Here is a 4,116-nt window from a genome sequence, read left to right on the forward strand (position 1 = left end):
TTCGCCGTCCGATGGACTACGCGGGTGCCGTCCCGATCGGTGAGCCGCTCGACAACCATCGGCTGTATGTCCTGGACGCGGGGCTGCGGCTGGTCCCGCCGGGCACCCCGGGCGAGCTGTACATCGCCGGCGCCGGGCTTGCGCAGGGATATCTGGACCGTCCCTCGCTGACGGCGGAGCGCTTCGTCGCGGATCCGTACGGTCCGGCCGGTACGCGGATGTACCGCACGGGCGACCTGGTGCGCTGGAACCACGAGGGCTCGGTCGAGTACCTCGGCCGTGCCGACCAGCAGGTCAAGCTCCGCGGCTTCCGCATCGAACTCGGCGAGATCGAGACCGTCCTCGCCGGACGACCCGGCGTGGCCCAGGCCACCGTCGTGGTCCGCGAGGACCGGCCGGGCGACAAGCGCCTCGTCGCCTACCTCACCGCCGAGGAAGGCGGCAGGATCGAACCCGGGGACGTACAGCGGCAGATGTCCGGGCTGCTGCCCGAGTACATGGTCCCGTCCGCCTTCGTCGTCCTCGACGAGATCCCCCTCACCGTCCACGGCAAGGTCGACCGACGCGCCCTGCCCGCCCCGCAGTTCAGCAACGAAACCACCGGGCGCGCACCGCGCACCGCCAAGGAAGAAGTCCTGTGCGGTCTCTTCGCGGAGATCCTCGGGCTGCCGTCGGTCACCATCGACGACCACTTCTTCGACCTCGGCGGGCACTCGCTCCTCGCCACCCGGCTCGCCGGCCGGATCCGCACCGTACTCGGAGTCGAGCTCTCCGTGGCGACCCTCTTCGAAAACCCGATCGTGGCCACGCTCGTCGAGAAGCTCGACGGCGCCGAGGCCGCCCGGCCCAGACTTCGGCCGATGCGCCGGATGGGAGTGACCAAGTGATTCCCCTGTCATTCGCCCAGCAGCGGCTCTGGTTCATCGCCCAGATGGAAGGGCCGTCGACCACCTACAACATCCCGCTCGCGGTGCGGCTGAACGGTGAACTCGACCGCGCGGCACTCCAGTCGGCGCTCCTGGACGTGGTCGGCAGGCATGAGAGCCTGCGCACCCTCTTCCCCGACCAGGACGGCACCCCGTACCAGCACATCCTCGCCGAGGAGGACGTGGAGCTCGCACTGGAGGTCATCCCGGCCGACGCCGCGACGCTGCCCACCGTGCTCGCCGAGGAATCCGCCCAGGTCTTCCACCTCGCGGTGGACCTGCCCGTCCGGGCACGCCTGATCGTCCTGGGCGAGCAGGAGCACGTCCTGCTCATCGTGATGCACCACATCGTGTCGGACGGCGGCTCGACCGCGCCCCTGCTCCAGGACCTCGCCACCGCCTACGAGGCCCGCGCCCAGGGCATCGCCCCCGCGTGGGAGCCGCTGCCGGTCCAGTACGCCGACTACACCCTCTGGCAGCAGGAACTGCTCGGCGATGGCGACGACCCGGACAGCGCCGGATCACGTCAACTGGACTTCTGGCGCACGTCGTTGGCGGAGCTCCCGGAGGAGGCCACACTGCCGGCCGACCGTCCGCGCCCGGCCTCCGCCTCGTACGTGGGCGCCACCTGCGACGTACACCTGCCGGCCGAACTCCACATCGGGCTGACCCACCTCGCACGGGAGTCCGGCGCCACCCTGTTCATGGCCGTCCAGGCCGCCGTGGCGACCGCGCTGTCCCGCTCCGGGGCCGGACCGGACATCCCGATCGGCTCGCCGGTGTCGGGGCGCATCGACGAGGCACTCGACGGACTGGTCGGCTTCTTCGTCAACACGCTGGTCCTGCGCACGGATCTGAGCGGTGACCCGAGCTTCCGCGATCTGCTCTCCCGGGTCCGCAAGACGGACCTGGCGGCCTGGGACAACCAGGACCTGCCCTTCGACCGGCTGGTCGAGGTGCTGAACCCCGAGCGCTCCGCCTCCCGCCACCCGCTCTTCCAGGTGATGCTCACCATGGGCGAGGCCGGGTCCGACGTGATCGGCTTCCCGGGGCTCGACGCCCGCACCGAGTACAGCGCCCTGCAGATCGCCAAGTTCGACCTGACCTTCGGATTCGCCGAGCACCGTACCCGCGACGGCCGGCCGGACGGCCTGGACATCACCATCGAGTACGCCACCGACCTCTACGACGCCCAGACGATCGACGCCCTCATGGCACGGCTGAACCGGCTGCTGGAGGCCGTGGTCACCTCGCCCGACACCCCGCTGTCGGTCCTCGACCTGCTCGGCGAGCACGAGCGGCGGCTGCTCCTGGAGGAGCGGAGCGGCACCGCCACCGGCACGTCCGAAATGAGCCTGGCGGAGCTGTTCGCCGCGCAGGCCGCCCGCACCCCGGACGCGACAGCCCTGGTGGACGAGGACCACGATCTGACCTTCGCCGAACTCGACGAGGTCACCAACCGGCTCGCCCACCACCTCATCGACGTGGGAGTGCGGCAGCACGACGTGGTCGCTGTCCTGATGGAGCGCTCGACCGACCTGCTGACCGCGCTGCTCGCCGTGGTCAAGGCCGGTGCCGTCTACGCCCCGCTGAACACCACCGACCCCGACAGCCGGCTCGTCCAGATCCTGGCCGACACCCGGGCGCCGGTCCTGCTCACCGACCGGGCCCTCTCGGACCACCAGGTCGTCCTGGAGTCCGACGCGCAGGTCGTCGTCCTGGGCGACACCATCGACCTCGACCTGCTGCCCGCCACCGCTCCGGCACACACCATCCACCCCGACCAGCCGGTGTACGCGATGTTCACCTCGGGCTCCACGGGAGTCCCGAAGGGCGTCGCGGTCACCCACCGCAACGTGGCGGACCTGGCCGCCCAGACCATGTACGCGAACGGCAACCATCGACGCGTGCTGTTCCACTCGCCGGCCGCCTTCGACGCCTCGACGTACGAGATCTGGGTGCCGTGGCTGAACGGCCGCACGGTCGTGGTGGCACCGCGCGGCCATCTCGCCCCCGCCGACTACCGAAGGCTGCTGGCCGAGCACCGGATCACCGCGCTCTGGATGACGGCGGGTCTGTTCCGGGTGATGGCGGAGGAGGCGCCCGAGGCGTTCGCCGGAGTCCATGAGGTGTGGGCGGGAGGCGACGTGGTCCCGCCGGAGGCGGTGCGCCGCGTCATGGACCACTGCCCGGACGTCACGGTGGTGAACGGTTACGGTCCGACGGAGACCACCACCTTCGCAACCACCCACCGCATCCACCGTCCGCTGAACCACGCGGGTGCCGTCCCGATCGGTGAGCCGCTCGACAACCACCGCCTGTACGTCCTCGACGAGGGCCTGCGGCTGGTCCCGCCGGGCGCTCCCGGCGAGCTGTACATCGCGGGTGCCGGCCTGGCCCAGGGCTACCTCAACCGCGCCTCGCTGACGGCGGAGCGCTTCGTCGCGGACCCGTACGGTCCGGCCGGTACCCGGATGTACCGCACGGGCGACCTGGTGCGCTGGAACCACGAGGGCTCGGTCGAATACCTCGGCCGTGCCGACCAGCAGGTCAAGCTCCGCGGCTTCCGCATCGAACTCGGCGAGATCGAGAGCGCGTTGACCGTCCAGGAGGCGGTGGGTCAGGCGACGGTCGTGGTCCGCGAGGACCGGCCGGGCGACAAGCGCCTCGCCGCGTACCTCGTCGCCGCCGACGGCGCCCGGATCGACACCGAGGCGGTGCACCGCGAGATCGCCGGCACGCTGCCCGAGTACATGGTCCCGTCCGCCTTCGTCGTCCTCGACGAGATCCCCCTCACCGTCAACGGCAAGGTCGACCGACGCGCCCTGCCCGTACCCCGGCAGAGCGCCGACACCGGGGGCCGCCCGCCGCGTACACCCGCCGAGGAAGTCCTGTGCGGACTCTTCGCGGCCGTCCTCGGGCTGCCGTCGGTCACCATCGACGACCACTTCTTCCGGCGCGGCGGCCACTCCCTGCTCGCCACCCGCCTCATCAGCCGCATCCGGGCCGTGTGGGAGACCGGGATCACCATCCGGGACCTGTTCCAGTACGCGACCGTCGCGCAGCTGGCCGAACGGATCGCGGCCGAGGGCAGTGGGGAGCGGCGGCCCGCACTGATGCCCGAGGAGCGGCCGGAGCTCGTCCCGCTCTCCTCCGCCCAGCAGCGGTTGTGGTTCCTCGACCAGATGGA

At 71.1% G+C, this 4,116-nt stretch carries 2 protein-coding genes; both read left to right on the top strand.

The window, feature by feature from the left end; genetic code table 11:
* Window positions 1–887: phosphopantetheine-binding protein (locus tag IE107_RS34225; RefSeq protein WP_189548240.1), on the top strand; the 887-nt coding region annotated here is incomplete at its 5' end.
* Window positions 884–4,116: non-ribosomal peptide synthetase (locus IE107_RS34230; protein WP_189548241.1), on the top strand; the 3,233-nt coding region annotated here is incomplete at its 3' end. The genes IE107_RS34225 and IE107_RS34230, both read left to right, overlap by 4 nt.

The sequence above is a fragment of the Streptomyces gelaticus genome, assembly GCF_014649535.1.
Taxonomy (GTDB): Bacteria; Actinomycetota; Actinomycetes; order Streptomycetales; family Streptomycetaceae; genus Streptomyces; species Streptomyces gelaticus.